Here is a 22830-nt window from a genome sequence, read left to right as displayed (position 1 = left end):
CCGAGGGCCGGCTTGGCGCAATGATCCAGATCAACGAAGCAGATGGGTACGGGCAATGACACAATATGCAGTTATCATGCTGGCCGCCGGGATTGGCGTTCCAATCCTTGCCGCTCTGAACGCGGCGCTTGGAAAGCTGATCGGATCACCGACCACCGCCGCCGTCATCCTGTTCGCCATCGCGTTCGCAGCATCCGCGCTGGTGATGGTTTTATTTACCGGCACGGGCGCGCTGCCCAAAGTCACGCAGGCCCCGAAACACCTGCTATTGGCCGGTGTCCTGATCGCCTTTTACGTCCTATCCATCACCCATGTCGCACCGCATTTCGGTGTCGGTAATGCGGTGTTCTTCGTTTTACTCGGGCAACTGATCAGCACGGCAGCCATCGACCACTTCGGGCTTTTCGGCGCGCAAGTCACGCCGCTGACATGGATACGCGCAGGTGGGATCGCCGTGATGGCCGCGGGCGTTGCGATCACTCAACTGGCCTGAGTATACCGCCCTCAAGCCGCAACTTGCGGTCCATCCGCGCCGCAAGTTCCATGTTATGCGTGGCGATCAGCGCTGACAGCCCCTCGTCCCGCACCAGCGCCATTAATGCATCAAACACCTGATCCGAGGTTTCGGGGTCCAGATTGCCTGTCGGCTCATCCGCCAGCAACACGCGCGGCTTGTTGGCCAGCGCCCGGCAAAACGCGACCCGCTGTTGTTCTCCACCTGACAGCGCCGCCGGACGGTGATCAGCGCGAGGCGCAACACCGACGCGTTCCAGCAACGACATCGCCCGCGCCTGTGCTGCCGTCTCGGACACCCCGTTGGCCAGTTGCGGCAAGGTGATATTCTCCAGCGCCGTGAATTCGGGCAGCAGATGGTGGAACTGATAGACGAACCCCACGTCCTGACGCCGTAATGCGGTGCGGGTCCGGTCGCCCTTACCTTTGACATTCTGACCCGCAATCTCGACCGAGCCGTCATCCGGCGTGTCCAGCAAACCGGCAATGTGCAAAAGGGTCGACTTGCCCGCACCGGATGGTGCAACCAGCGCCACCGCTTCGCCCGCGCGCAGTTCCAGATCGGCCCCACGCAGCACCTGAACCTCGCCCGGTGTGCCCTTCAGATAGGTCTTGGTCAGACCGCTCAATCGCAATGTCACATCATTCATAGCGCAGCGCCTCAACCGGATTCAGCCGCGCCGCGCGGCGGGCGGGGAAATAGGTGACGAAAAAGGACAGGCCCAGCGACAAGCCGATTGCCTTCAACACGTCCGACAGGTGCAGTTCGGCGGGCAGGGCATAGATGCCGCGAATGGAAGGGTCCCATACACCGCCACCCATGACGTAGTTCGCGAACGAAAAGATCGGGTCGATATAAATCGCGAATAAGCAACCCAGAACAACACCCATCACGGTGCCTATGATGCCGGTGAATGCACCGCAGATGAAGAACACCCGCAGTACGGACCCCTCGCTCAGACCGATGGTGCGCAGGATGCCGATATCGCGCCCCTTGTTCTTCACCAGCATGATTAACCCCGAGACGATATTCATCGCCGCAATCAACACGAGGATCGACAGGATGATAAACATCACGTTGTCCTCGACCTCTAACGCGCGCAGGAACCCGCCCGAGGCGTCCTGCCAGGTCCAGATCTGACTTCGTTCGCCGGCGGCCTCAAGAATAGGGATCAGGATCGGTGTCAGTTCTTCAGGGCGGTCAACCATCACCTCGATCTCATCCGCAACGCCCTCGCGGTTGAAGAAGCCCTGCGCCTGTTCGAACGGCATATAAACGCGGGTGCGGTCGATATCATAGCGCCCGGCCGAGAAGACATAGACCACCCGATAGGCATTCACACGAGGTGAGGTACCAAAGGCCGTCTTCACCCCGTTAGGGGACGTCAGTTTGACCGTATCCCCCACAGTTGCCCCAATACTGCGCGCCACGCCCGAACCGATGGCGATAACGTCCTCTCCATTCTGGAACTCGGAGAGATCCCCCACCGCCTGTTCGCTTTCGGCGACGCCGGGCAGGTCCAGCAGGTCGTCAGGCTGAATGCCAAAGACCTCAACCCCACTGCTGCGCTCGCGATTGGTAATCAGCACCTGCCCTTTGACCAAGGGCGCGGCGCGTTCAACGCCGGGCACCTGCGCAACGCGCTCAGCCACTCCGTCATAATCCGCGATGGTGCGGTCCAGGTTACCCTGCGCATCAAAATTACCCGCTGAGTAGACAGTAACATGCGCATTGGCCCCCAGAATGGTACCCACGAACTCGGATCGGAAGCCGGACCGAACGGCCAGCGTCGCGATCAGGGCAAACACCGCTAGTGTAATTCCGATCAGTGAAATCCAGGTCATCACGCTGACACCGCCCTCGGCACGGCGTGCGCGCAGGTATCGCCAGGCGATCTTCCATTCGAATGGGGCAAAGGGCGGGGGCGTCTTGGCCATGTCTGCTCCGGGGCTTTTTGGTTTGCGCGACCCTTTCGGCATTTGCCGGGATGGTCAAGGTGGTTATGCGCGTCCCGCCCGGTGATAGGCAATCCTGCGACTCTTATTGGCATGGCCCAATACGAATCACCCTAGGTGTCGGGAAGTTCGCTCTGGCAAAAGGAGAGAGAAAAGATCCAGATTATACCCTTGGTTGTGACCCCCTTCACAGACAACCCCCAATTGTTTCAGCTATGAAGTTAATAGGGCCGTTGTGTGAGTTACTGAACTCAAAATGCAACATTGTTTAAGCAATATTCTTTCGCCTTTTGCTTATTTTTTAAAACTTTGTCACCCTAGATGTAAGGGGGATACCATTTTAAGAGCGGGGGTCGCTCATGTTTGTAAAGAGTAATAAGGAATTGTTGGACCCGATTTTGGTCCGAAACGCATCTTCAGAACTGGATTGTGAAACAGCAGCATTGTTGCGCGCAGTCATTCGCCCTGTTTTCGATACAGCGGCAAGCTGGGCAAGTTTGACCGATATCCTGAAAGACAAAGGATACCGATTGGCGTTCCGTCAGGGTCGGCTGTGCATTACGGACCGCACGACCGATCAACGGGTTTGTGGGATACGCTTTCTAGGGTTCGAATACAAAGATCTGGTCAGACGTCTGGGCCGTCCGATTGTCGTTGCACGCGGAAACGGTGCGGATGGTGAAATTCTGACGGAACGACCGGAACCGCAGTGAACCTAGAAAGACCGCCAGAACTGAGCCTTGCGACGTAACGTCTTTGTCAGGCTGTAAAGCGCGGCACGCGCGATAGCGGGCTGCGATAGCGATTTCAGCAAAATGGCGCCTGAAACCCGAACTGGCAAATGGCCTTGCTTGTACCAACCAAAGCGCTGCGCGTCCGAGTACCCGGACAGATCGCAGAACTGACTGTAGTTTTTCAGCCAACATGCGGCCATTTCGGCCCCGGCAGCGTCTGTGTCTGCTGATACTCCACCGATCCGAAACAGTGATATTGGGGCCTGCAACCGCTGGCCGGAATGGCCAGACAGGATCATTCGCAAAACCATGTCATAGTCCGCGGCGATACGGAATTGCAGGTCGTGACCGCCCAATTCCTGAAACAGCGCCCGTTTCAGGACCATCGCATTGTGACCGAATGGTAAGCGCTGCAAGATGGATTTCGGGGTTAGCCGACGGGCATGACGGCGGTTGCCCTCATCATCGAAAAAGACGGTTTCACCATACACAAAATCGGGCTTATCGGGCTCGATAGCTTTTTGCACCCTCAACAGGCTGTCAGGGTCAGCAATCAGATCGTCCGAGTTGAGAAACAAAACATACTCGCCGCGACACCGATCAACCGCCTGGTTCATCGCGTCATACAGGCTTTTGTCTGCCTCACAGAAATACCGCACCGGAATGGGGTCGCCCGACTCCGAGAATTTCTGAATCGTGTCTTTCAGCAGGTCTTGTGTTCCGTCATCGGATTGGCCGTCCCAGATCACATGCTCGATGTCACGGAGCTTTTGCGACTGCACGCTGTCCAGGGCGGTGAGGACTTGCGCCTCGCGCCCTGCTTCGATCAGGTTCCGCGTAACGGTGACGACCGAGATCAGCGGCCGATGATCCTGTTCAGGCGATTTGCTCATAGATTTCGGCAACTTTCGTGACGGCAGCTTCGGGGCTCAACTCCTCGCTTTCACCGGTACGGCGGCAGGTCAGCTCAACGACGCCGTTTTTCAGACCCCGCGGCCCGACGGTGATACGCCACGGCAAGCCGATCAGGTCCATGGTGGCAAACTTGCCCCCTGCCCGTTCGTTGCGGTCATCATACAGCGGCTCAAGACCCAGTGCGGTCAGCGCGCCATAGAGTTTGTCGCAGGCGGCGTCAGCCTCATCATCACCCTGCTTGAGGTTTACGATACCGCAATGGAACGGTGTTACGCCCTCGGGCCAGATGATGCCCTTATCGTCATGGCTGGCTTCGATGATCGCACCGATCAGACGACTGACACCGATGCCATGGCTGCCCATATGGACCGGCGTTGGTTTGCCATCGGGGCCCTGAACGGTAGCGCCCATCGCCTCGGAATACTTGGTACCGAAATAGAAAATCTGCCCCACTTCGATCCCGCGCGCCACACGGCGGCGATCTTCGGGCACCTGATTGAACAGCGCCTCGTCATGGGTTTCATCGGTACGGGCGTATTTCGAGGTGAACTCTTCCAGAATGGCCTGACACTGCTCTCGGCTGTCATAGTCGATCTGACGGTCGCCAAACGTCAGGTCGGTGACGGCGCTGTCATAGAACACTTCGGATTCACCGGTTTCGGCCAGTACGAGGAATTCATGGGTGTTGTCTCCCCCGATCGGGCCGCTGTCCGCACGCATCGGGATCGCCTGCAGGCCCATGCGTTCATAGGTGCGCAGGTAGGTAACCAGATGACGGTTATATGCGTGCAGCGCGTCTTCCTTGGTCAGGTCGAAATTATACCCGTCCTTCATGTAGAACTCGCGCCCCCGCATCACGCCAAAGCGCGGGCGGATCTCGTCACGGAACTTCCACTGGATTTGGTACAACGTCAGCGGCAGGTCCTTGTAGCTGCTGACGTGGCCGCGGAAGATATCGGTGACCAGCTCTTCGGCCGTGGGCGTGAACAGCATATCCCGGTCATGCCGGTCCTTCATACGCAGCATTTCCTGACCGTAGTCATCATAGCGCCCGGATTCACGCCACAGGTCTGCCGATTGGATAATCGGCATCTGGATCGCGATATGGCCTGCGCGCGCCTGCTCTTCATGGATGATGTTTTCCAACTTACGCAGAACTTTGAAACCCAGCGGCAGCCAGGAATAAATCCCGGCCGATGCTTGCTTGATCATCCCGGCGCGCAGCATCAGCCGGTGGCTGACGATCTGGGCCTCGGACGGGTTTTCCTTGAGAACGGGCAGAAAGTAACGGCTGAGGCGCATTGTATGACCTTCACGGGTGAGAATTCGACTTCAAAGGTCCATATTCCAAAGCCCCGCCGGGGGCAATCGGCCATTGGTTATTTTGCGACCTCGGGACGGTCGGAATTTTGATTGACCCGCCAGCCAAGGTTTTCAATGGTGGCTAAAATGCAAACCCATGAGGCGCCGATGCAAACCATTCAGGAACCCGCCCGTCAAATTCCCGTCGTTCACAAAACCGACGTTCTAGTCGTGGGCTCCGGCCCCGCGGGGCTGGCCGCTGCCTTGGCGGCAGCGCGCGCAGGGGCCGAAGTGTCTCTGGTCGACCGCTTTGGCTGCATGGGTGGCAATATCACCGCCGTGGGAGTCGAAGGATTTGCTTGGTACCGCCATGAACAAACCGTCGAAGCAGGCGGCATTGGTCTGGAATTTGAAACCCGCGCCCGGGACATGGGGGCAGCGGTGCCAGAGAGCCAGTCGCTCAGCTATGAGTTGGACAGCGAAGGGTTCAAACTGGTTGCTGACAAGCTGGTCGAAGAGGCCGGGGTGCATCCGATGTTGCACCGTCAATTCGTTGCCCCAATCATGGATGGTGACCGGATCACCGGCGTCATCACCGAATCCAAAGCCGGACGTGAGGCGATTTTGGCCAAGGTAGTGATCGACGCCACCGGGGACGCGGATGTAGCCCATCGCGCAGGCGCGCCCACCTACAAGACCGCGCGCGAGGATATGATGGCCGCTTCGGTCATGTTCCATCTGGCAGGCGTCGACAAGCGCGCCTTCATGGAGGGCGTCAAGGCCGACCCGCAGACCTATAAGGACTGGGGCGGCGGTGGCGAGTGGAACATTGAAACCAGTGGCAAAGAGGACGACATGTTCTCACCCTTCGTCAAGAAACCGTTCCAGCAAGCCATCGAACAGGGTCTGATCCCGCCGCATCTGAACACCATCGCCGGCACTTGGGGCGCGGTCCACGATACGGGTGAGCTGACTTATATGAACCTGATCCATATGGACGGGATAGACGGCACCGATCCCGATAGCCTGACCCGTGGTGAGATCGAGGGCCGTCGACAGTCAATGCTAGCCATCGAGGCACTGCGCCGTTTCATGCCCGGCTGCGAAAACGCGCGTCTGCGGAATTTCGGCATGACCATCGGCATTCGCGACACCCGCAAGATCGATGCGATCTACAATATGACCGAGGACGACGCCCGGCATCAGGGTCGGTTCGAGGATACGATCGGCATCTATCCCGAATTCATCGACGGCTATGGCATCCTGATCCTGCCGACCACGGGCCGGTATATGCATGTGCCCTACCGTTCAATGTTGCCGAAAGGCGTTAAGGGTCTGCTGGTTGCAGGCCGGTCGCACGGGGCGGACAAGGTGGCCCATGCCGCCACCCGCAATATGTCCTGCTGTGCGGTCATGGGTCAGGGGGCCGGGATTGCAGCCGCCCTGTCGCTGAAAAGCAATCAGGACTTGCATGGGCTGAACCTAGCCCCGGTTCATGCTGAACTTGACCGCCAAGGCGTCAGGGTTCACTGATGGGTCGCATTCCCACTATAGACATCACCCCGCTGTTTAATGCGTCCCATGCGGATTATGAGCAGACCGTTCAGCAGGTCATCAGCGCCTGCACTGATATCGGTTTTTTGTCGATCACCGGAACCGACATACCCACTGACACGGTTCAAAACATGCGCGCCTGTGTGCAGGCCATCTTTGACGTTGAAGAAGGTGCCAAGTGGGATCAGGCCATCACTCGCGACAATTATCGCGGGTTCATCCCGCTGGGGTTCTTCACCCCAAATGACGGGTCTGGCAAGGCGGACAAATACGAAGGCTACAAGTTGCACCATGAGGTCGCCAGCGATGCGCCGATCCGCAACGATTGTGCCTTGTACGGCCCGAATGTCTGGCCGTCGCAGGTGCCAGACGCTCGCGGAATGATCCTTGACTACTGGTCCCAACTCGACCGCGTTGCAGATGCCTTGCTGGGTGCGTTGGAAACAGGTCTGGGCCTGCCCGCGCGCCGATTGCGGGACGCTTTCCGCGATCCCATGACCAACATGACTCTGCTGCACTATCCGCCTCAAGCCCCCGATGAGGGCGGCTATGGTATTCATCCCCACAAGGACACCGACGCCTTGACCATCATCGCCCCTGACCCCGTTGGTGGGCTTGAAGTGCAAACCATGGACGATAGTTGGGTCAGCCCTGACTGCCCGCCGGGCGGGTTTGTCGTCAATATCGGGGATATGCTGGAGCTGTGGTCCGGCGGGCGGCTGAAATCTACGCCGCATCGGGTGGTGAATCGCTCGGGACAGGAACGCTACTCGTTTCCTTATTTTGCCGTGCCCCGCCATGACGTGGTGGTTTTACCTCTGGTCGACCCCCTGCCCGGCTTTGATCGGCCCGCGGTACATTGCGGCCATTGGTCTGCGGAAATCTGGCGCACCAACTGGCCGGACGAGGCCGCCCATGACGCCACGCCTGAACTGGGCACGCTCAGCGATTAGCGCCCGGGAAATGTACGGGCGATGAAGCGCTTGCATCATGGGGCTGCATGCGCCAAGAACACTGGCAAGAGCCGAAAACAAGGGGACAGCCATGGCTTTGCCGGTGAAGGATCAGCTCAGGTACTGGGGCATAGCCGCTGTAGTTTTTGTGCTTCTATTGTGGGCACTTGGCGACGTTCTTTTGCCCTTTGTGATTGGCGGAGCAATCGCTTACTTCCTTGATCCAATTGCAGACCGGTTGGAAAACTTGGGGCTGTCGCGAATGGCCGCGACAGGGATCATCACCATTGTCGGCGTTCTGGGATTTGTGCTCATGGTGCTGATGGTGGTGCCCGCGCTGATTACCCAGTTGATCGATCTGGTCGAAGTTATGCCCAGTCTGCTTAAAGAACTGCGCGGCTTCATCGAAAAACAATTCCCATCCCTGCTGGATACCGAATCCAGCTCTCACCAATTCCTTGTGTCGCTGAGCGAGACGTTGCAATCCAAAACTGGAGACGTTCTGCAATCCGTCGCCGCTTCGCTGGGGTCAGCCATCAACGTGGTGGTTCTGCTTGTCATCGTGCCGGTGGTCGCCGTGTATCTGTTATTAGATTGGGATCGTATGATAGCCCGCATAGGAGAGCTGCTACCTCGTGACCACGCCCCAACGATCAAGCGGCTGGCGGGTGAGATTGACGATGTTCTTGCCTCATTCGTCCGCGGCATGGGAACCGTCTGTCTGATCCTGGGCACTTATTACGCCGTTGCGCTGATGATTGTTGGTCTGCAATTCGGCCTGATCGTGGGCTTCATCGCGGGGCTCGTGACATTCATCCCCTATCTGGGTGCCCTGATTGGCGGCACGTTGGCTATCGGTCTTGCGCTGTTTCAGTTCTGGGGCGATTGGCTTCATATCGGCCTGGTGGCAGGCATCTTCGCGCTGGGACAGGTGACCGAGGGCAATTTCCTGACGCCCAAGCTGGTTGGCAGCTCGGTCGGGTTGCACCCTGTCTGGCTGCTGCTGGCCCTGTCCGTCTTTGGCGCGCTGTTCGGCTTTGTGGGTATGCTGGTTGCTGTTCCGGTTGCCGCAGCGCTGGGCGTGGTCGCCCGGTTCCTGACCTCAATCTATCTGGACAGCCGCCTGTATACCGGCCTCGACGGGTTGAAGCAGGAAGACGAATAAATGGCCCAACAACTCAGCTTTGATCTACCGGCCAAAACCGCACTGGGCCGCGAAGATTTTTTTGTCTCGCCCGCCAATGCGCTGGCCGTTGCGATGATCTCGGCGACGTCGTGGCCCGGTAACAAGCTGGTCCTCAGCGGCCCTGCCGGGTCTGGCAAAACGCATCTGGCCCATGTCTGGGCTGCCGAAACCGGCGGGCGGATCATTCAGGCCCGTGATGTGCGGTACGAAGACGTGCCCGCCTTGGCCAGCACTCCGATAGCGGTCGAAGATATTCCGATGGTCGCAGGCGACCTCGATCAGCAAAAAACCCTGTTTCACCTGCACAATCTGGTGTTGGCAGAAGGCCATGCGCTGTTAATGACCGGGCGGTTGGCGCCAAAGCTGTGGGAACTGCCACTGCCCGATCTGCAAAGCCGGATCGAAGGGGCGCATCACGTGGCGCTGGACCCACCGGACGATGCCCTTTTGGGGGCCGTTCTGGCCAAGCTGTTTGTCGACCGCCAACTGAATCCCGGACCAGACGTGATTGCCTATCTCGTCAAGCACATGGATCGGCGGTTCAAGACCGCAGCCGAGGTCGTAGCCCGGTTGGATCATCTGGCCTTGTCGGAAAAGCGGGAAATCACCCGCGCTCTTGCGATCCGGGTGCTAAACGCGGACATGACAGATGTCGCATCCGACAATTGACCCGCACACTGCGATTTCGCATTCTGCCACCGGAATATCTGGAAAAGACATGGATCAGATCGCAGAAGCCAAAATCCCGGACTGGGGATCGTTCGGCAAGCCCTTGTTCGACAACCCCGAGGCCCGCGCCCTGTCGCGGGTGGGCGTGGTCGACGTTGGATCGAACTCGGTCCGGATGGTAATCTTTGACGGGGCCGCGCGATCCCCGGCTTATTTCTACAATGAAAAGATAATGTGCGAGCTGGGTGCGGGCCTGTCGGAATCCGGGTGCCTTAACCCGCGCGGGCGCAAGCGTGCGCTGTCCGCATTGCGCCGGTTTCAGCAATTGGCCAATGATCTGGACCTACCGGGCCTGCATGTTGTTGCCACTGCGGCGGTGCGCGAAGCCAAGGATGGGCCGGATTTTTGCAATCAAGTTCATTCAGAAACCGGTCTGACCGTTCAGGTCATAGACGGCGGCGAAGAGGCGCGCTTGTCCGCGCAGGGTGTGTTGCTGGGCTGGCCCGGGGCTTATGGCCTGATCTGCGACATTGGCGGTTCATCCATGGAACTGGCCGAGATTGGCGACGGTCAGGTCGGGCGCCGTCTGACCTCGGCCCTGGGGCCATTGAAACTACGCGATATCAAGGGCGGGCGGCGCGCGCGCAAGGCCCATATCAAGGCCACCATGGAAGAGTTACGGGATCAGCTGGGGCCGCAGCGGGATCGCCTGTTTCTGGTGGGCGGCAGCTGGCGCGCCTTTGCACGTCTGGACATGCTGCGCCGGGGCTATCCGCTGAACGTGCTGCATGAATACCGGATGACCACAAAACAGGTCCGTGAGACCATAAAGTTCATCGAAAAAGGTGATCCGGATCAGCTGCGCAGTCAGGCGGGCGTGTCTAGTTCCCGTATGGCGCTAATCCCCTACGCGATGGACGTTCTGGCGCGGCTGATCCGCACTTTCAAACCAAAGGACATCGCGATCTCAAGCTATGGCATCCGCGAAGGATTGCTGTACGAACAAATGCCGCAGATTCTGCGCGACCGTGACCCGTTGATCGAAGCCAGCTACTTCTCCGAAGCCAAAGATGCCCGTCTGCCCGGATTTGGCAAACACCTGTTTGATTTCGTCATGCCGTTGTTCAAATCCGCTCCAGAGGCACGCGTGCGCCTGATCAAGGCTGCCTGCCTGCTGCACGACGTCAGCTGGCGCGCTCATCCTGATTACCGGGCCGAGATCTGTTTCGACAATGTCACCCGCGCCAATCTGGGCGGGCTGAAACATTCTGAACGGGTTTTTATCGGCCTCGCCCTGCAACACCGTTATCGCAACAAGCGCGAGGGCAACCGGTTCGAGCCGCTTTACAAACTGCTGGACGAGAAAGGTCAGAAACAGGCTGAAATTCTGGGCAAGGCCATGCGCTTTGGCGCCATGCTGTGGATGCACCACGATGTCAAAATGGGCACGCTGCGATTCTATCCCAAAAAGCGTCAGCTTGAACTGCGGCTGCCCAAAGCCGCAGAACCACTGTTCAGTGAGGTGGCCGAAGCGCGCCTGAATTCCTTGGCGAATGCCCTAAAGTCAGAGGTTCACGTCACTATCCGAGGTTAGATTTCCGTCGCTCCGTCGGCTTCTTCTTCGATTTGCTCGGGCTCTTCTGGTTGATCCTCAGGCTTTTTGCGGATGATGATATCCCCATTAGGCAATATCTCAGGCGCTTCATAGGCGCTCCAGTCCTCGATCTCACCCGCCAGTTCGGCCAGGGCTGGGCCCATCTCTTCAAAGAATGACTGCATAGCCGGGCCAAATTGGCTGACCAGCCCCTGCAAGTCTTCCAGCGCGGGTTCCATTTCCTTGCGCAAACCTTCAAAGAACAGCTCGGCCCCCTGCTCCATCAAGGATTTGCCAGTATCTTCCTCGGCCTGTGAGGGCAAGGCCAGCGCGACCGATAACGCGCAGATCGCAATGAGATGTTTCATGTCAAAGAATATAAGCAGAGCCTTCCGTCGAAAAAAGGTCACAACGCGATATCCAGAGTAACGGGGAAGTGGTCGGACGCGGTCAACAAGGCCTGATGCAAGTCCTCTGACGCACGAAGGCCTGCGTCTTTGAAAGGGTGCCAGATACGCCACGCCGGACGTTTGGCGCGCAGGTTTTCACTGACCATGATGTAGTCCAGCAGCGCCTCAAGATACCGCCCACCCTCGCGGGCAAACCGGGCGGTTGACGGCTCTGCGTCCGTCCCTGCGGCATGCGGGTCAAACAATCCGGCCTGCAGCAGAATTTCGACCGAGGACCGGCCAAACAGGTGTTCAAACTCATCCAGCCCCGGCCCATCGTTCAAATCGCCTAGCAGGATGACCTGTTCCTCGGCCTCGACATGCGCTTTGACACGCCGAGACAGCCACACGGCCTGCGCCAGTTGCTTGCGGCGATTCGCGATCGAGATGCGGATCGCCTCATCCCGCGATCCCGCCCCGTGCGGGGCCTTGGATTTCAGATGCGCCCCGATCAGGCGAAGCTGCGCGCCGGATCGGATCTGCACCGCCAGTTCCATCGGGGGTTTGGAAAAACGCACAAGATCCTCGGTCGCATCGATATCGAGGTCGATATGGAACACGTCGTCGAACCTGGGGGCCGCATCGTTGCCCGCAACCGGGTCGTGCCGCGCTTGCAGCACATTCGGATCGTAAAGCAGCGCCAGCTCTTGATGGGTATCGTTGGGAAACCCCATCACTGCGTGTGAGGTGCGCAAATCAAACGCCTCGGCAAAATTCTGCAAAGCACGGATGGTGTCCTGCGACTTCCCGGAATTGGGGGCTTCGACAATCAAAACTGCATCCGCGTCAATTGCCGTCAGAACCTTGGCGATGGCCTCGACCTGCTGCGCTTTGGTGACGTTGTGACGACCGGACCAGCGATCATTGACGACCAAATTATCATTGCGGTCAAACAGGTTGGCGAACCATTCAATATTGTAGGTCGCTAACCGCATTCGCCTACGCCTGTGCGCCGTTGATCTCGTCCCAGGCGCGGTTGATGTCGATCATCTTTTTCTCGGCCAGACGGATGGCTTCCTCGGGCACACCGCGGGCCATCATCGCGTCGGGATGGGTATCACGAACAAGTTGCCGCCAAATCTTGCGGATTTCAGGCAGCGGCATGTCGTGCGGCACTCCCAACACGGTATAAGGGTCATTGGGTGCGTCAGGCACAAACCGCGCGCGCAAGGCCATGAACTGCGCGTCGGTCTGACCGAAAATGCGGCTGACCTGTTCCAGAAATTCGTTCTCGTTTGGGTGATAGAACCCGTCGGCCATGGCGATGTGAAACAGCCCCTCCATCAGGTCGCACAGCGTGGTGCTGTCATCGGCAAACATGCGGGCAATCTTGCGGGCATAGTCCTGATAACCGGCAACGTCCGTCCGGGCCATGTCGAAAACACGTGCGGCACCGGCCTCATCATCGCGGGCAATCTGGAAGACATCGCGAAAGGCGGTGACCTCATCCCGCGTCACCTGCCCGTCAGCCTTTGCCATCTTCGCACCCAGCGCGATCACGGCAATTGCAAACGCAACCGAGCGTTCCGGCGGCGTGCGCAGTTTTTCAAATACGTCCGTAAGGCTTTCACCCTGGGCAAGCGCACTTAGCGCATCGGATATGCGGGTCCAGATCGACATGGGCGCACCCTAGCGTCCGAAATCGCGACTGTCAGGTACGACAGGTGGGTCAGAGGAAATAATTTTCTGCATCAGCACAAGATCCAACCGTTTGCCCCATTTGAATCCAACCTCTGGCATGTGCCCCACTTGCTTAAACCCCAGCGCCGCGTGGAATGCGACCGCCCCAGGATTCGCCGAGGAGATCGCGGCCACCAGCACATGCACACCTTCCACCCGGGCGGCGGTCTCAAGCGCCGCCATCAATGCCCTCCCAACCCCCTGCCCCCGCGCATCAGGGTCCAATTGGATCGTGAGCTCGCGGCACTGCGCGTAACCTGGCCCAAAGCGGTATGGGCCGTAGGTGGCAAAACCCACAACTTGCTTGCCTTTTCCCGCAACCCAATAGCCGTCCCCACGAGAAACGATATCCTTGGCGATGCTTTCGACGCTGCGCTCATCCGTGGTGAAGGTCACAAGCGTATCGCGGATGATCGTGTTGGTGATTTCCGCGATTGCGGCGGCGTCCGCGACCTTTGCGCGTCGTATTTTCATTCCAGCACGCGGGGGCCATGCGGCGTTTCGAACTCGGCCCGCAAAGCGGCCGGGCCGGTATCGAACACCACGGTTTCCAAATTACCCAGCAACCGCGCCAGATCCAAAGCGTCAGGATGAAAGACCACCAAACGTCTCAGGCGGCATCCACTGTCTTGCAACATCCGCGCCGGGCGCAGATCGCCGTGCCATTGAATGAGTGCAGGAAACAGATTGTCGAAGGGCAACCGCCCGTTGGGCGGGACCGCCATTTGCCACCTCAGCGCGCCTCGGGTCAGGTCAATTGGTTGGCCTACGCCATCTGGGAATATGGACAGTGCGGCCTGCATGTCTGAGACCCGGCATATCCAGTTTGTTAGGCGCGGCTGGCCAGAAAATCGATCCAGATCGAACCACCGTGTGCGCTCTAGTTTTGGTGCCTGCGGATCAATCGCGATGGCCTCGAGATAAAGCTCATCCCGCAAACCCAGTAACCGGTTGTGCGTGCCGAAAGCATCATGTTTACCGCCCGCCTGCAGTGACACTCCCAATGCCTGTTCGATATGGGCCGAGGCTTCTTCCAATGTCTCGCCCGCAACGGCCAAATGATCCAGTAACACGTGCGCTGCCTCCAACAAAAAACCGACCAGATCCCGATGGATCTGGTCGCATGTTTTCGCCAACGGCGGTGATTCACAAGATTTTTCAGCGAAAAATCTTGGCTGGCCTCAACCTTTTGCTTCTCGGATCAGACGCAGGATATCCTGCGCGGCCTCGGGGATATTGGTTCCCGGACCAAAGATCGCCTTCACGCCATGGTCATAAAGGAACTGATAATCCTGCTGCGGGATCACGCCGCCACAGATCACAATGATGTCCTCTGCCCCGGCTTTCTTGAGTTCCTCAACCAGTTGCGGTGCCAGTGTCTTGTGCCCCGCGGCTTGCGAGGAAATGCCAACCACATGCACATCGTTATCAACTGCGTCTTGCGCAGCTTCTGCAGGTGTTTGGAACAACGGGCCAACGTCCACGTCAAACCCGATATCGGCAAAGGCTGTGGCGATGACTTTGGCACCCCTGTCATGCCCGTCCTGCCCCATCTTGACCACCAGCAAACGAGGGCGACGGCCTTCGGCTTCGGCGAACTCCTCAATGGATTTCTGGATCGCAGCAAAGCCCTCATCACCTTCGTAAGCCGCGCCGTAAACACCGGCCAAAGTCTTCACCTCGGCGCGGTGGCGGCCGAATTCTTTCTCCATTGCCATGCTGATCTCTCCTACGGATGCGCGGGCGCGGGCGGCCTCGACCGCAGCAGCCAGCAGGTTGCCACCCTCGCGGGCAGTCTTGGTCAGTGCGTCCAGCGCTTGTTGGCACGCAGCTTCGTCGCGGGTGGCGCGAATGCGTTCCAGACGTGCCACCTGAGCCTCACGCACGGCGACATTGTCGACGTCCAGGATGTCGATCGGATCTTCCTGTTCCTTGCGGTATTTGTTGACCCCGACGATAACCTCGTCACCCCGGTCGATCATCGCCTGACGACGGGCGGCGCTTTCTTCGATCCGCAGTTTCGGCATGCCCGAGGCCACGGCCTTTGTCATGCCGCCCATCTCTTCGACTTCTTCCATCAACGCCCAGGCCTTTTCGACCAGTTCATTGGTCAGGCTTTCGATGTAGTACGACCCGGCAAGCGGATCGACCACATCGGTCACGCCGGTTTCTTCCTGCAGTACCAACTGAGTATTCCGCGCGATACGTGCCGAGAAATCGGTGGGCAGCGCAATCGCCTCGTCCAGCGCGTTGGTATGCAGCGATTGGGTACCGCCCAGAACCGCACTCATCGCCTCATAGGCGGTGCGGATCACGTTGTTGTAAGGGTCCTGCTCTTGAAGCGACACACCAGAAGTCTGGCAGTGGGTGCGCAGCATCTTCGACCGCTCGGATTTTGCTCCGAACTCGGTCATAACCCGGTGCCACAAGGTGCGTGCGGCACGCAGTTTGGCAATCTCCATGAAGAAGTTCATGCCTATGGCAAAGAAAAATGACAGGCGTCCTGCGAATTTGTCCACGTCCATCCCGGCCTGCGTTGCGGCGCGTACGTATTCACGCCCGTCCGCCAAAGTATAGGCCAGCTCCTGCACCAAGTTCGCTCCGGCTTCCTGCATGTGATAGCCGGAGATCGAGATCGAATTGAATTTGGGCATTTCATTCGACGTGAATTCAATAATATCCGAGATGATCTTCATCGAAGGATCGGGCGGATAAATATATGTGTTGCGCACCATGAACTCTTTCAGAATGTCGTTCTGAATGGTGCCCGACAGGACGGATTTGTCGTGCCCCTGCTCTTCGCCCGCCACGATAAAACTGGCAAGGATGGGGATCACCGCACCGTTCATCGTCATCGATACCGAGACCTTGTCCAACGGGATGCCATCGAACAGGATTTTCATATCTTCAACGCTGTCGATGGCCACACCAGCCTTGCCGACATCGCCAACCACGCGCGGGTGGTCACTGTCATAGCCCCGGTGCGTCGCCAGATCGAAAGCAACCGAGACGCCCTGTTGGCCCGCAGCCAGATTGCGGCGGTAAAAAGCGTTCGATTCCTCGGCCGTCGAGAACCCGGCATACTGGCGAATTGTCCACGGCCGCCCCGCATACATCGTCGCCTTCACTCCGCGCGTAAACGGACCGAAACCGGGCAACGATCCCATATGCGGAAGATTGGCAGTGTCCTCCTGCGTATAGAGCGGTTTGACGTCGATGCCTTCCAACGTCTCTTTCGTCAGATCCTCCAACGGACGCCCGCGCAGCTCTTTTTCGGCTAGCGCGCGCCAGTCTTTCGTATCGGTCATAGCGATATCCTTTTTTCAATTCGGGTCGCGCTGGGGCCTGGCCTGCGCGTTGTGGTGTTCGGACGGGTTGGTTCAGACAGCGCTTTACGCAAAATTTTGAACCTTTGATGCAATTCGCCGGTCGCATTCACCGACGCAGGGGCTATATTCAATTCAACAGGAGGCCCCATGATACGAACGCTTGCCCTTGTTTTCTCGGCACTATTCCCGCTGGCCGCCTTGGCTGCCGACGGGTCCGCACCGGTGGAAGACGAATTTGTTCGCCCTACTGGTGACAGCGATCTCAGTGAATTTCTCTGGGTCAACCGGCCCATTGTTGTCTTTGCCGACACGCCAGCCGACCCGCGGTTCCAGCAACAGATCGATATGCTGATCGAAGGCGAGGCAGCGATGCGCGACCGTGATGTGGTCGTGCTGACCGACACCGATCCTTCGGCGCGGTCTCCAATCCGGTCGCAGTTGCGGCCTCGCGGGTTCCAAATGGTATTCGTCGACAAGGACGGCGTGGTCAAACTGCGCAAACCGTCCCCATGGAGCGTGCGTGAAATCGGCCGGTCCATCGACAAAACCCCCCTGCGCGAACGCGAGATTCGCGAGCGGCGCCAGGGCGGCTGAACGCATTCGCCACGCCCAAAGCACCCGGCGAAAAACGCCGGGACTGTTTGGATATATGACGATCGCGCGGACATGATCACTCGAACTCGATGATCACGTCGTCCACGGCCAGACTGTCGCCGGGGCCTGCGTTGATCTTGGCCACCACGCCTTTCTTCTCGGCGCGCAGGATGTTTTCCATCTTCATCGCCTCGACCGTACAAAGCGCCTGACCTTCCTGAACCTCCTGACCTATTTCGACGTCGATCTTCACGATCAGGCCGGGCATCGGGCACAGCAACATTTTCGAGGTATCAGGTGGCAACTTCTCGGGCATCAGCTTGGCCAGTTCTGCCTGACGCGGTGTACGGACATGAACTTTCAGGTCAGCACCTCGATTGCGAATACGGAAGCCGCCAGAGATTTTGCCGACCTTCAGAACAAGCGGAGCGCCGTCTACATCTAGCAACGCAAGCTGATCGCCCGGTGTCCAATCTGATGCAACACGCATCACCGGACCGTCAGTGAACGTAACCGTTGACCCGTCATGATCCGCCTCGATGGCAAGTTCGAAATCCTGACCTTGCAGGGTGACGGTCCAATCGGTTCCGACCTTACGCTCGTGATTATCCATGCGGCCCGAAACACGGGTGCGGCGAATCTCAGCAACACGATGCATCGCCGCGCATGAGGCCGCGATGCGACGCAAGTCGGCCTCGGGCAAGGTTACACCTTCAAACCCGTCGGGATATTCTTCGGCGATGAAGGCCGTTGTCATATCGCCGCTGACGAATTTCGGGTGATCCATCACTGCGGACAGGAACGGCAGGTTGTGACCGATGCCTTCGACCTCGAAACTATCCAGCGCGACACGCATCGCCTCAATCGCGGCTTCACGGGTCGGGGCCCAGGTACACAGCTTGGCGATCATGGGGTCGTAATACATGCTGATCTCGCCGCCCTCATAGACGCCGGTATCATTGCGCACGGCGGCCTCACCATTGGGCGCGTCACCCTGCCACTTGCCGTTGTCCAACATCGGGCCAGCTGCGGTTTCCTGTGGCGGGCGATAGCGGGTCAGACGGCCAATCGACGGCAGGAAGTTGCGATACGGGTCTTCAGCATACAGACGGTTTTCGATGGCCCAGCCGGTCAGGGTCACGTCGTCCTGCGTGATGGATAACGGCTCACCCGCAGCAACGCGGATCATCTGTTCAACCAGATCGACACCGGTGATCAACTCGGTCACTGGGTGTTCCACCTGCAGGCGTGTGTTCATTTCAAGGAAGTAGAAGTTCTTGTCGCCATCCACGATGAATTCCACCGTACCCGCGCTGGCGTAGTTCACAGCCTTGGCCAGAGCGACAGCTTGTTCGCCCATCGCCTTGCGGGTTTCGGGGTCAAGGAAGGGCGACGGGGCTTCTTCCACCACTTTCTGGTTCCGGCGCTGGATCGAACATTCACGCTCGCCCAGATAAATCCCGTTACCGTGGCTGTCGCACAGCACCTGAATTTCGATATGGCGCGGCTGGGTCACGAATTTCTCGATGAAAATCCGGTCATCGCCAAACGAATTCGCGGCCTCGTTCTTGGAGGACTGGAACCCTTCGCGCGCTTCTTCGTCGTTCCACGCGATCCGCATGCCTTTGCCGCCGCCACCGGCGCTGGCCTTGATCATGACCGGATAACCGATTTCGTTCGAAATCTTCACCGCCTCATCGGCGTCTTCGATCAGGCCCATATAACCGGGAACAGTCGAAACACCCGCATCCTGCGCGATTTTCTTCGAGGTGATCTTGTCACCCATGCTTTCAATCGCACCAACCGGGGGACCCACAAAAGCCACGCCTTCGGCATCCAATGCCTCGGCGAATTTGGCGTTTTCAGACAGAAAACCGTAACCCGGATGCACCGCCTGCGCACCGCTTTGGCGGATTGCATCCATCACCTTGTCGATCACAATATAGGACTGGTTCGCGGGCGGCGGGCCAATGTGTACGGCCTCATCCGCCATCGATACATGCAACGCTTGTCTGTCCGCGTCCGAGTATATGGCAACTGTGCCGATACCCATCTTGCGTGCAGTCTTGATGACCCGGCAGGCGATCTCACCCCGGTTGGCGATCAGGATCTTGTTGAACATGGAACGTCCTTTGTCTTGATGTTCTGGAAACGCAAAACGCCGCCGCAGGGCGTAAACCCTGCGACGGCGTGATGCGCAATGGCAACCGGAGCGGCGGGCGCCCCGAATTCTTGGTTAGTAACAGTTCTTCTGTGTTTTGCAGTACAGCACGTTGCCCGCAGCCCCGACTGCTGCGCCGACAAACGGATCCGCTCCGATGACCGCCGAACCCAGTGCCCCTGCGCCGCCGCCAAGCAACGCCTGTTCACCGAATGAGTCGCCGCAGGCAGCAAGGCCCGCGCAGGTCGCAACGGCCAGGAAGAATTTTGAGATTCGCATGTGTTCTGCCCCTTTAGCTTTCTTGATGCATTGGGGCGCAGATGCCGGAACCAAGCGCTGTTATTCAATAACAAGCGCTGGAAATGGATGTTTTGCGCAGATTTATGCCGCATTAAGCCTGCATTGTGCGCAAAGAAAAACGCGGGCAGGATTTTGTGGGTTTCACAAACCTGCCCGCGGAAGGAAGGGGTACGGAATAGTAGGTGCTTGTGCGGCGCAGGCAAAGTAGAGCCGCACGGCCCGATCACATTGCACGGCACAAATGAGGCCGCAAACAAAGTATTGTTTCCACCCAAATTTCCGGCCAGAATTCGCCCATAAGGCGAATTCCCGCGCAAAATCGTGCCGACACCGGGTCGTCCCGACTGGAAAACGCCATCCTCTGAATCAGTCACACTTCCGTTACAATTCGCGCTTCCGAGGCAGTTTTCTGCATGTGCAACATCACGTCTCAGTTCGCTGATCCCATTTGAAAAAGTCTTTGCGAACGTATGGTTGACAGATCTGTTCACTTTGCTGTGAAAAATATCGACTCTTTGCACAATTTTGCTTGAGGAAAACGGCGCTTTCTTTGCCGTTCTCGTGATTTCCCCCACTGACGTTTGCGTGAAACTTTGCGTGGGCACACTCGCACACAAGGAATCAACTGCATGATTACAAATAGAAAAAAGGCACTCTTGCTTGCTGCCTCTGCGCTTAGCGTCACGGGCACGCTCGCGCTCGCTCAAGATGCCGGAACCCAGGCTGAACTGGATGCGCTGCGCGCCCGCGTCGAGGCGCTGGAGACCGCAAATACCGGCTCTGGGGGCGGAGACGGAGACCTGAGGATCGGAAACACCACCTTGGATCTCTATGGCTACGTCAAGGCCGACTTTTTCTACGATACGGATTTTGAACTTGGCGACTTGGCCGATACGTCGCGGATTGGTGAGCCCCAATTTGCCACGGATGGAACCTTTGGCGCCACGGTTCGCCAATCTCGGGTCGGATTGCGCACGACGACGCCAAGTGCGTTGGGCGATATCGGTGGTCAACTGGAACTGGATCTTTTCTCCGGCGGTACGGACGGTCCGGCCGAATTGCGTCTGAGACACGCCAACATCACAATCGGTGACCACTGGTTGATCGGTCAGTACTGGACCAACTTCCAGCCGCTGGATACCTACCCGACCTCTGTGGAATTCAACGGCCCCGTTGGTATCCCCTTCGCGCGTGTCCCTCAGGTGCGCTTTACGAATAAGATTGGCGGCAACGCAACCTTTGCCCTTTCGGTTGAAGAAAATGTCGGCGCTTCGAATTCCGATGATCCGGTTCTGACGGCGTCGGCGGAATATAATGACGGGAAATACATCGCCCGAGCCTCGGCCTTGTACGGCAGGGCACAATCCGGTGATGTCGAAGTTGATCAAACCGGCTTTACTCTGTCGGCTGGTATCCGTCCCTGGGAAGGTGGTCTGTTTCAGGTCAACTACGTCGACGGCGAAGCGCTTGGCCCATATCTGATCGGCTTCGGGGACGCCATCGTCGGTGGCGAGGCCAACGACGTTGACGGCTTTACCGTCGAACTCCGGCAGCAAATTAGCGAAAAGTGGAATGTCGGCATTGCCTATGGCGAAGAAGATTACGACCTGCCCACCTCGACCGGAACTCTGGCTTTTACCGAGCTTGAGACAATCCACGTCAATGCCTTTTACAAGGCAACCGACGATCTGACGTTCAGCGCCGAATATTTCTTTGGCGAGCGCAACGACGCGTCTACAGGCCGGACATTTGACTCGGACCGTGTTCAATTCGCGGCCCAGCTGAATTTCTAGGCACACAAATCCACCCTGCCCGATCCTGGGCAGGGTTTTTTCCGAAGTTTCCCCCGAATGGATATGCGCGACAGCGGGTTGCACGGATCAGCGTATCCCGTCGAAGATATCGGGGAACGACATGCGCGCCGCGTCCACATCAATCACCAGCAGCGCATCATAGCTGGCCGGATCGAACGGATCTTCGGCCGCGATCACCTCACGCTCGAACAACCAACTTAGGCGACCGGCGTCCAGGTTGCCGCGCTCGAACGGCTGGTCTCCGAAATTCTGCCACAGCGCTTCCATAAACGCCGCATCCGCACGGCGATCGGCGGGTTTGCGGTCACGGAACCGCTCGCGCCGGGCGATCGGGGTTACGCCCTTGGGATTGGCGCGGCGAATGGTGAACTGAAAATCAGTTCCGGCCAGACGTCCGGGGAATCCGCGGTGCTTCAGCATGCCAGCACCTCGTTGTTCGATATATTCCGGGAAACAAACTTGTACCCGAGTGCAGACGGGATCATTTCGCGCACCTCCAAAGCCGCTATGGTGATCAGGAACGCTCGGACGTGGTGAAAACGGGGTTTCATGGTCAGAGCCCCTCCCAGATACATTGGGATTGCTCCAGCCGGTAGGCTTCAAAGTACTGAGTTGCATCAGGTGAAGATCGCCCGAATTCAAGGGGTCGATCAGAAAGCGATATCACGACCCGCGCCGGATCAAGCTCGTATTTCGCGACATAGGCGACCGCAAGGGTTTGGCACAGATGCTCCATGTCCACCGAGGCCACATCATACCCGATCCGTCCAACGTCCGATCCGATCTTGGGCGCGATAAAACGGAACCTGACCCACAGCTCGCCCGGGTTGTTGTCCAGCAGCACATCACTCAGATGCACCGGCTGACCAGAGGGGACAGGCAACAGGTTTTCGGATTGAGCGATTGCAGGGGAAGTCCATGCCAGAAACGCCATTACAAAAGCGCGATCCCAGACCCACAAGTGGGCTCCTCTCTCCGGGATCGCGCGCGCATGGCTTTCGGCCCGCGCGTGTTTGTATCTGGTAAGACGTCTCATCTAACAGCTTTGGCCTCAAAGTCAAACGTACCGACAGTTACCCTTGCCACGACCCGCCCAAGGAGCATTCTGCAAAGGGCAGGTCATTCAG

General features: G+C 58.2%; 23 protein-coding genes. 9 read left to right on the top strand and 14 right to left on the bottom strand.

Annotation, left to right across the window (positions count from 1 at the left end; translation table 11 throughout):
• Positions 1-55 precede the first annotated feature (55 nt).
• On the top strand, positions 56-493 hold the full coding sequence (locus ACR0DL_RS01305) for a DMT family transporter (RefSeq protein ID WP_170360332.1): 438 nt from the start codon (positions 56-58) through the stop codon (positions 491-493).
• On the opposite strand, the gene ACR0DL_RS01300 is transcribed toward ACR0DL_RS01305, so the two are convergent.
• Together ACR0DL_RS01300 and ACR0DL_RS01295 are read right to left on the bottom strand one after the other, a co-directional pair.
• Positions 477-1163 (bottom strand): ABC transporter ATP-binding protein, encoded by a 687-nt coding sequence (locus ACR0DL_RS01300; RefSeq protein ID WP_170374457.1) that lies wholly within the window; start codon positions 1161-1163, stop codon positions 477-479. The two genes, ACR0DL_RS01305 and ACR0DL_RS01300, sit on opposite strands and share 17 nt — an antisense overlap.
• Positions 1156-2451, bottom strand: a complete 1296-nt coding sequence (locus ACR0DL_RS01295; RefSeq protein ID WP_480687232.1) for a lipoprotein-releasing ABC transporter permease subunit — start codon at positions 2449-2451, stop codon at positions 1156-1158. The genes ACR0DL_RS01300 and ACR0DL_RS01295 overlap by 8 nt, the downstream gene beginning before the upstream one ends.
• A 377-nt stretch (positions 2452-2828) precedes the next feature.
• On the opposite strand from ACR0DL_RS01295, the gene ACR0DL_RS01290 reads away from it, so the two are divergent.
• A complete protein-coding gene (locus ACR0DL_RS01290; RefSeq protein WP_480687230.1) occupies positions 2829-3182 on the top strand; it encodes a hypothetical protein in 354 nt (117 codons plus the stop codon).
• Positions 3183-3184: 2 nt separating this feature from the next.
• Here ACR0DL_RS01290 and ACR0DL_RS01285 read toward each other — a convergent pair whose 3' ends face one another.
• Positions 3185-4096 (bottom strand): glycosyltransferase family 2 protein, encoded by a 912-nt coding sequence (locus tag ACR0DL_RS01285; protein WP_480687228.1) that lies wholly within the window; start codon positions 4094-4096, stop codon positions 3185-3187.
• Positions 4080-5420 (bottom strand): proline--tRNA ligase, encoded by a 1341-nt coding sequence (gene proS, locus ACR0DL_RS01280; RefSeq protein WP_170374449.1) that lies wholly within the window; start codon positions 5418-5420, stop codon positions 4080-4082. Before proS ends, ACR0DL_RS01285 begins: the two co-directional genes overlap by 17 nt.
• A gap of 168 nt (positions 5421-5588) precedes the next feature.
• Here proS and ACR0DL_RS01275 point away from each other — a divergent pair, with 168 nt between their 5' ends.
• The 5 genes from ACR0DL_RS01275 (at position 5589) to ACR0DL_RS01255 (ending at position 11376) form a co-directional block, all read left to right on the top strand.
• Positions 5589-6953: an FAD-dependent oxidoreductase gene (locus tag ACR0DL_RS01275; RefSeq protein ID WP_170376077.1), complete on the top strand. Its 1365-nt coding sequence runs from the start codon at positions 5589-5591 to the stop codon at positions 6951-6953.
• Positions 6953-7927 carry an isopenicillin N synthase family dioxygenase gene (locus tag ACR0DL_RS01270; protein WP_480687226.1) on the top strand — a complete coding sequence of 325 codons (975 nt, stop codon included), beginning with the start codon at positions 6953-6955 and terminating at the stop codon, positions 7925-7927. Before ACR0DL_RS01275 ends, ACR0DL_RS01270 begins: the two co-directional genes overlap by 1 nt.
• A gap of 91 nt (positions 7928-8018) precedes the next feature.
• Complete coding sequence (locus tag ACR0DL_RS01265) at positions 8019-9092, top strand: AI-2E family transporter (RefSeq protein WP_480687224.1); 1074 nt, start codon at positions 8019-8021, stop codon at positions 9090-9092.
• Positions 9093-9782, top strand: coding sequence for an HdaA/DnaA family protein (locus ACR0DL_RS01260; protein ID WP_170374440.1), 690 nt, complete (start codon positions 9093-9095; stop codon positions 9780-9782). It begins immediately after the preceding gene.
• A gap of 49 nt (positions 9783-9831) precedes the next feature.
• Positions 9832-11376 carry a Ppx/GppA family phosphatase gene (locus tag ACR0DL_RS01255; RefSeq protein WP_480687222.1) on the top strand — a complete coding sequence of 515 codons (1545 nt, stop codon included), beginning with the start codon at positions 9832-9834 and terminating at the stop codon, positions 11374-11376.
• Here ACR0DL_RS01255 and ACR0DL_RS01250 read toward each other — a convergent pair.
• From ACR0DL_RS01250 to scpA, 6 genes are all read right to left on the bottom strand, one after another.
• Positions 11373-11744 carry a hypothetical protein gene (locus ACR0DL_RS01250; RefSeq protein ID WP_480687220.1) on the bottom strand — a complete coding sequence of 124 codons (372 nt, stop codon included), beginning with the start codon at positions 11742-11744 and terminating at the stop codon, positions 11373-11375. The genes ACR0DL_RS01255 and ACR0DL_RS01250 overlap by 4 nt on opposite strands.
• Before the next feature lie 38 nt (positions 11745-11782).
• The gene (locus ACR0DL_RS01245; protein WP_170360350.1) at positions 11783-12760 is read right to left on the bottom strand and encodes an endonuclease/exonuclease/phosphatase family protein; all 978 of its coding nucleotides are present in this window, start codon (positions 12758-12760) and stop codon (positions 11783-11785) included.
• 4 nt (positions 12761-12764) lie between these two features.
• Complete coding sequence (locus ACR0DL_RS01240; protein WP_170347988.1) at positions 12765-13445, bottom strand: molecular chaperone DjiA; 681 nt, start codon at positions 13443-13445, stop codon at positions 12765-12767.
• Between the two features lie 9 nt (positions 13446-13454).
• Positions 13455-13979 carry an N-acetyltransferase family protein gene (locus ACR0DL_RS01235; protein WP_480687218.1) on the bottom strand — a complete coding sequence of 175 codons (525 nt, stop codon included), beginning with the start codon at positions 13977-13979 and terminating at the stop codon, positions 13455-13457.
• Positions 13976-14578 carry a VOC family protein gene (locus tag ACR0DL_RS01230; protein WP_480687216.1) on the bottom strand — a complete coding sequence of 201 codons (603 nt, stop codon included), beginning with the start codon at positions 14576-14578 and terminating at the stop codon, positions 13976-13978. The genes ACR0DL_RS01235 and ACR0DL_RS01230 overlap by 4 nt, the downstream gene beginning before the upstream one ends.
• 108 nt (positions 14579-14686) lie before the next feature.
• On the bottom strand, positions 14687-16813 hold the full coding sequence (gene scpA / locus ACR0DL_RS01225; RefSeq protein WP_170360355.1) for a methylmalonyl-CoA mutase: 2127 nt from the start codon (positions 16811-16813) through the stop codon (positions 14687-14689).
• 168 nt (positions 16814-16981) lie between these two features.
• Between scpA and ACR0DL_RS01220 the strand changes: the two genes are divergently transcribed.
• Positions 16982-17428, top strand: a complete 447-nt coding sequence (locus ACR0DL_RS01220; protein WP_480687214.1) for a DUF4174 domain-containing protein — start codon at positions 16982-16984, stop codon at positions 17426-17428.
• A 76-nt stretch (positions 17429-17504) separates the two neighbouring features.
• On the opposite strand, the gene ACR0DL_RS01215 is transcribed toward ACR0DL_RS01220, so the two are convergent.
• The gene (locus ACR0DL_RS01215) at positions 17505-19550 is read right to left on the bottom strand and encodes an acetyl-CoA carboxylase biotin carboxylase subunit (protein ID WP_480687212.1); all 2046 of its coding nucleotides are present in this window, start codon (positions 19548-19550) and stop codon (positions 17505-17507) included.
• Positions 19551-19664: 114 nt separating this feature from the next.
• Entirely contained in the window at positions 19665-19868 is a 204-nt protein-coding gene (locus ACR0DL_RS01210; protein ID WP_170347982.1) for a hypothetical protein, read from the bottom strand.
• Positions 19869-20518: 650 nt separating this feature from the next.
• On the opposite strand from ACR0DL_RS01210, the gene ACR0DL_RS01205 reads away from it, so the two are divergent.
• Complete coding sequence (locus ACR0DL_RS01205) at positions 20519-21682, top strand: DcaP family trimeric outer membrane transporter (RefSeq protein WP_170577349.1); 1164 nt, start codon at positions 20519-20521, stop codon at positions 21680-21682.
• An 87-nt stretch (positions 21683-21769) separates the two neighbouring features.
• On the opposite strand, the gene ACR0DL_RS01200 is transcribed toward ACR0DL_RS01205, so the two are convergent.
• Together ACR0DL_RS01200 and ACR0DL_RS01195 are read right to left on the bottom strand one after the other, a co-directional pair.
• On the bottom strand, positions 21770-22123 hold the full coding sequence (locus tag ACR0DL_RS01200; protein WP_170347980.1) for an alpha-amylase family protein: 354 nt from the start codon (positions 22121-22123) through the stop codon (positions 21770-21772).
• Between the two features lie 133 nt (positions 22124-22256).
• Complete coding sequence (locus tag ACR0DL_RS01195; RefSeq protein ID WP_480687210.1) at positions 22257-22739, bottom strand: DUF6497 family protein; 483 nt, start codon at positions 22737-22739, stop codon at positions 22257-22259.
• Positions 22740-22830: the final 91 nt, after the last annotated feature.

Source organism: Ruegeria sp. BB5 (assembly GCF_056539405.1).
Note: the sequence above shows the minus strand (reverse complement) of the source record. Positions and strands in the feature narration are given on the sequence as shown.

Bases quoted from the DNA above. Each gene is read 5' to 3' on its own strand.
- ACR0DL_RS01305 (WP_170360332.1), top strand. From the start codon at position 56: ATGACACAATATGCAGTTATCATGCTGGCCGCCGGGATTGGCGTTCCA.
- ACR0DL_RS01300 (WP_170374457.1), bottom strand. From the start codon at position 1,163: ATGAATGATGTGACATTGCGATTGAGCGGTCTGACCAAGACCTATCTG.
- ACR0DL_RS01295 (WP_480687232.1), bottom strand. From the start codon at position 2,451: ATGGCCAAGACGCCCCCGCCCTTTGCCCCATTCGAATGGAAGATCGCC.
- ACR0DL_RS01290 (WP_480687230.1), top strand. From the start codon at position 2,829: ATGTTTGTAAAGAGTAATAAGGAATTGTTGGACCCGATTTTGGTCCGA.
- ACR0DL_RS01285 (WP_480687228.1), bottom strand. From the start codon at position 4,096: ATGAGCAAATCGCCTGAACAGGATCATCGGCCGCTGATCTCGGTCGTC.
- proS (WP_170374449.1), bottom strand. From the start codon at position 5,420: ATGCGCCTCAGCCGTTACTTTCTGCCCGTTCTCAAGGAAAACCCGTCC.
- ACR0DL_RS01275 (WP_170376077.1), top strand. From the start codon at position 5,589: ATGCAAACCATTCAGGAACCCGCCCGTCAAATTCCCGTCGTTCACAAA.
- ACR0DL_RS01270 (WP_480687226.1), top strand. From the start codon at position 6,953: ATGGGTCGCATTCCCACTATAGACATCACCCCGCTGTTTAATGCGTCC.
- ACR0DL_RS01265 (WP_480687224.1), top strand. From the start codon at position 8,019: ATGGCTTTGCCGGTGAAGGATCAGCTCAGGTACTGGGGCATAGCCGCT.
- ACR0DL_RS01260 (WP_170374440.1), top strand. From the start codon at position 9,093: ATGGCCCAACAACTCAGCTTTGATCTACCGGCCAAAACCGCACTGGGC.
- ACR0DL_RS01255 (WP_480687222.1), top strand. From the start codon at position 9,832: ATGGATCAGATCGCAGAAGCCAAAATCCCGGACTGGGGATCGTTCGGC.
- ACR0DL_RS01250 (WP_480687220.1), bottom strand. From the start codon at position 11,744: ATGAAACATCTCATTGCGATCTGCGCGTTATCGGTCGCGCTGGCCTTG.
- ACR0DL_RS01245 (WP_170360350.1), bottom strand. From the start codon at position 12,760: ATGCGGTTAGCGACCTACAATATTGAATGGTTCGCCAACCTGTTTGAC.
- ACR0DL_RS01240 (WP_170347988.1), bottom strand. From the start codon at position 13,445: ATGTCGATCTGGACCCGCATATCCGATGCGCTAAGTGCGCTTGCCCAG.
- ACR0DL_RS01235 (WP_480687218.1), bottom strand. From the start codon at position 13,979: ATGAAAATACGACGCGCAAAGGTCGCGGACGCCGCCGCAATCGCGGAA.
- scpA (WP_170360355.1), bottom strand. From the start codon at position 16,813: ATGACCGATACGAAAGACTGGCGCGCGCTAGCCGAAAAAGAGCTGCGC.
- ACR0DL_RS01220 (WP_480687214.1), top strand. From the start codon at position 16,982: ATGATACGAACGCTTGCCCTTGTTTTCTCGGCACTATTCCCGCTGGCC.
- ACR0DL_RS01215 (WP_480687212.1), bottom strand. From the start codon at position 19,550: ATGTTCAACAAGATCCTGATCGCCAACCGGGGTGAGATCGCCTGCCGG.
- ACR0DL_RS01210 (WP_170347982.1), bottom strand. From the start codon at position 19,868: ATGCGAATCTCAAAATTCTTCCTGGCCGTTGCGACCTGCGCGGGCCTT.
- ACR0DL_RS01205 (WP_170577349.1), top strand. From the start codon at position 20,519: ATGATTACAAATAGAAAAAAGGCACTCTTGCTTGCTGCCTCTGCGCTT.
- ACR0DL_RS01200 (WP_170347980.1), bottom strand. From the start codon at position 22,123: ATGCTGAAGCACCGCGGATTCCCCGGACGTCTGGCCGGAACTGATTTT.
- ACR0DL_RS01195 (WP_480687210.1), bottom strand. From the start codon at position 22,739: ATGAGACGTCTTACCAGATACAAACACGCGCGGGCCGAAAGCCATGCG.